Source organism: Phormidium sp. CCY1219 (genome assembly GCF_055795085.1).
Map to the genome: position 1 here is coordinate 1 of NZ_JAYFEQ010000133.1, position 327 is coordinate 327.

Annotated in this window: 1 protein-coding gene; it reads right to left on the bottom strand. The window is 55.0% G+C overall.

The features are described from left to right. The coding region (locus AC0QH1_RS00725; protein WP_324628807.1) for a hypothetical protein at nt 1-327 on the bottom strand (327 nt) is incomplete at both ends.

Sequence of the window (327 nt, forward strand, 5' to 3'; positions counted from 1 at the left end):
TTCACCAAAATCGCGATCGACTAACGCTTTTAAATCCGATTTGCTCCAGGGAGAACCATCGGGTTGCCGAGTGGATGTTAGCAGCGCTTCAATTGCTCCTAGTTCCGAACCCCTCGGTGGTGCTCCCGATGCGATTTCGCTCAACCGTTGCGCGTTGAGGCTGGATTGCGATGCTAATTTCTCCCATCCCTGTTCTGTAAGCGGCAGTTTGCGAGTCCTCATCTCGGCAACGAGCAAATCTTGCAGCGCAGGGGTCGGGAGTATCTCGGCGATCGCTTCTGGGGTTCGACCCATTCCGATGCGATCGAGGTGTCTGCGGAAAGGTTG